Here is a 3,342-nt window from a genome sequence, read left to right on the forward strand (position 1 = left end):
TGTCCGCTGCCATTTTCAATGGCAGTGTTTTTTGTTGTTTTAGGAAAATTTTATGTCGGTACTTATGGAGAGAATTATGCGACAATGTAGTAATGTAAATCATTCCCTGGCGGGAGGAGGACAAAAATAAAGCCCCAAAGAGATGGCCGTCTCCTTGAGGCAGATTCAACTAAAAAACTATGATTATAATAAAATATCTAGGAAAGACGGTCAAGGGTTATTTACGACGTTACCAAAATGTACCTCCTAAGTGTGAGGAGAGTTGCCCTGACTGTCATGGTAAATTATACAAACATGGTCGCTACTTTCGTTTCGTCATCACTGTAAAAGCAATCACAAAGATTCCGATTTACCGAAGATTCTGTCCATCTTGTGGAAAGACGTTTTCTCTATTGCCAGATTTTCTTTATCCATACATTGTTCATAGTGGGTGGATCCTTCAAAAAGTATGGATATTACGGTATTTGAAAGGAAAAAGTTATTATCGTATTCAATCTGCCATTTTCTCAAATGAGACGGGTGGGATTTCCTATAAGACAATTAAACGCTGGGATTCTTTATGGAGGATTAAAAAGGAATCCTTGATCCATTTACTTATGTATCATTTGGTTGATATTCATCCGACAGAGATTGATTTTAGACAAATAAAACCATTAACTGATGAACAGACCCTAATATATCTCCTTCCTAAAACATGGAAATTTTTTCACTCTACAACCCCTTACCCATTCTATGGCTTCTTCAACTGGATAAATCAGTTAATGAATAAAATTTAACCCTGTATGCCCAATTTTACCCATTCATTTAAACCGCCTTTTTATCTTCCGAACTTAATTTGTCGCCCCTTCGGGGCAATTTCCCCAATATTATCCGTTTTAAAACAGACGTTCCCACATAATATGGGTTCTCCCATTCTATCGATAATCATTATTTAATGAACATATAAGAAATTCAATATAGATAGGAGAGCTGTAAATGGATGAAAAATTAAGAAATGATATTGCCTTATTTCGTTTTGGCCTTATTGCAGAAATAGTCACAAGAGAGATTCCAAAAGGAGAACAAGCACAAAGACTTCGGAACATTGCGGCAAATGAACATCTAAATCCATATGGTGAGAAGCAAAAAGTCGGACTTCGAACATTAGAACGATATATTCAACTTTATCGTAATAGTGGATTTGAAGCATTAAAACCGTTAAAAAGGGGTGGATATGCCCCTAGAGCTATAACCAACGATCTATTGGAAAAAGCGATTCAATTGAAAACAGAACGTCCAGAGCGATCAGTTCAACAGATAATTCGAATAATGGAACTAGCTGAAATAGTAGATCCGGGGGCTATTTCGGAAAGTACATTATCCAAACAATTGCGTAAAGTAGGAATTACACGTAAAAAGTTACAACAAAAACCAGTTGGGAAACAATTCCGTCGATTTGAATTTCCCTATCGGAATGCTTGTTGGCAAGGGGATGTGCAACATACTCTCTATTTACCAGACCCAAAAGATTCAAATAAGAAGCGTGTAGCAAAGTTATTTGCCTTTATTGACGATTATTCTAGGTTCATAGTTCATGGCCAATTTTATTTTGATGAAAAAGGTGCGCAGCTGGAGGATTGTTTGTTTAAAGCTATATTAAGCAACGGAAAGCCTGAACAGATCTATGTCGATAATGGAGCCATTTATAGAGCCAAAGCATTAGAAACAACCTGTGCGAAACTCGGGATTAAACTAACTCATTCTACCCCTAGAAGACCACAAGGGCGTGGAAAAATAGAACGTTTCTTCCAATTCGTAGATTCTTCCTTCAAACCCGAGGCCTATGACTTAATTGAATCCGGAAGGATTCAGTCTATTGAACAGTTGAATCGATATTTTCATATTTGGAAAGAATCCATCTATCATGAGCGAAAGCACGGTGAAACAAAACAACCCCCAAGACAAAGATGGGAAGAATGTGAGCAACCTTCGGTTTCTATCTCAATATACGATTTAAAAAATGCCTTTTATTGGGAAGATGAAAGAAAAGTAGATAAAACTGGCTGTATTTCGTTTCAAGGGAACAAATATGAGGTGGATTCGCAGCTTGTGGGTGAATCCATCACGATTCGCTTTGATCCCAATGACCTTGAAAAATTAGAGGTTTGGTTAGACGGAAAGCAATTTGAGAATGCCATTCCTTTAAATCTTTCACGACCAAAACACGAAAAAGCAGCCTCTGAAGAATCAATTCACACGAATGAAGAATCAGGATTAAATTTTCTTGAATTATCAGCACCTAGTCATGAAATAAAACAAAAAGAAAAACGGGGAATATTAAGCTATCAATCACTTATGGGGGAAGAAAAATAGATGATTTCAAAACATTTTGGGTGGATTTATACGCCCTTTCAAAAAGATGTTAAGACTAAACACTTATTTCAAACCAAACAATTTAAGGAGTTACAAGCTCGACTGACATTTATGATACAACAACGTTCATTTGGTCTTATTACAGGAGAAGTAGGGTCAGGAAAGTCAACTGCTATTAGAGCGTTAAAAGATCGGCTCGAAGAAAATCAATACGTTTTTCTTTATTTATCTGATTCTGCCTTGAAACCTCGGGATTTTTATCGTGAAATGCTTTTACAAGTTGGAATTGAGCCTATGTTTTTGGCTAGTGACCTAAAGAGACAATTCAAAGCTGCATTGATGGATATCTATGAAAACAAAAAGAAAACGCCCGTCGTGGTCATTGACGAAGCGCATTTATTGTCACCATCGATGTTACAAGAAATTCGATTTCTAACAAACTTTGAAATTGACTCTCTATCTCCACTTGCCCTTATCCTAGTTGGCCAGCCTGAATTACGAGACAAATTACGTTTAAGAAGTTTAGAGGCTATTTCACAACGAATTAGCACAAGGTTTCATCTTGAAGGATTAAATTATGAAGAGTTAAGCGAGTATATCAATCATCAATTAGAAATGGTAGGAGAAAAACACCAGATCTTCACTGAAGCATCTTTAAAAATGATATATAAGGAAACAAGGGGCATTCTGCGCTTGACCAATCGTTTATGTACAGAATGCCTGTTAGACACTGTTTCCAGAAGACAGAAGCTAGTAGATGAAGACTCTGTGGAGAGAGTCATTGATGACTACCGTTTTTAAGGACCTTGAAGGTCCTTTTTCTTTTTTGAGGATAATATAATTTACAGTCGAAATCAATGGTACATATAACCATAAACTGCCAATTAATATGGCGAAAATAAAAAGGAAACGCAAGTGTCGGTGGCAAATATACTTTGTCACCGACACTTGCATTTCCGAATTCACCGTCATTAAAAATGACTCCTGACA

Annotated in this window: 4 protein-coding genes; 3 read left to right on the forward strand and 1 reads right to left on the reverse strand. The window is 36.7% G+C overall.

What is annotated here, in order from left to right; genetic code table 11:
• Nucleotides 1-179 precede the first annotated feature (179 nt).
• From COJ96_RS30105 to COJ96_RS27825, 3 genes are all read left to right on the forward strand, one after another.
• Nucleotides 180-776 carry a DUF6431 domain-containing protein gene (locus COJ96_RS30105; RefSeq protein WP_142333106.1) on the forward strand — a complete coding sequence of 199 codons (597 nt, stop codon included), beginning with the start codon at nucleotides 180-182 and terminating at the stop codon, nucleotides 774-776.
• A 199-nt stretch (nucleotides 777-975) separates the two neighbouring features.
• Nucleotides 976-2,352 carry a DDE-type integrase/transposase/recombinase gene (locus tag COJ96_RS27820; RefSeq protein ID WP_098576915.1) on the forward strand — a complete coding sequence of 459 codons (1,377 nt, stop codon included), beginning with the start codon at nucleotides 976-978 and terminating at the stop codon, nucleotides 2,350-2,352.
• Nucleotides 2,353-3,153: an ExeA family protein gene (locus tag COJ96_RS27825; protein WP_098576918.1), complete on the forward strand. Its 801-nt coding sequence runs from the start codon at nucleotides 2,353-2,355 to the stop codon at nucleotides 3,151-3,153.
• Here the strand turns inward: COJ96_RS27825 and COJ96_RS29090 are convergent.
• Nucleotides 3,131-3,342, reverse strand: a 212-nt coding sequence (locus COJ96_RS29090) for a hypothetical protein (RefSeq protein ID WP_218936559.1), incomplete at its 5' end; no start/stop codon positions are given. The genes COJ96_RS27825 and COJ96_RS29090 overlap by 23 nt on opposite strands.

Origin of the sequence: Bacillus sp. AFS073361 (genome assembly GCF_002567005.1) — a bacterium.
Lineage (GTDB): Bacteria > Bacillota > Bacilli > Bacillales > Cytobacillaceae > Neobacillus.

Coding starts and splice junctions, on each gene's coding strand:
- COJ96_RS27825 (WP_098576918.1), top strand. CDS start 2,353: ATGATTTCAAAACATTTTGGGTGGATTTATACGCCCTTTCAAAAAGAT.
- COJ96_RS27820 (WP_098576915.1), top strand. CDS start 976: ATGGATGAAAAATTAAGAAATGATATTGCCTTATTTCGTTTTGGCCTT.
- COJ96_RS30105 (WP_142333106.1), top strand. CDS start 180: ATGATTATAATAAAATATCTAGGAAAGACGGTCAAGGGTTATTTACGA.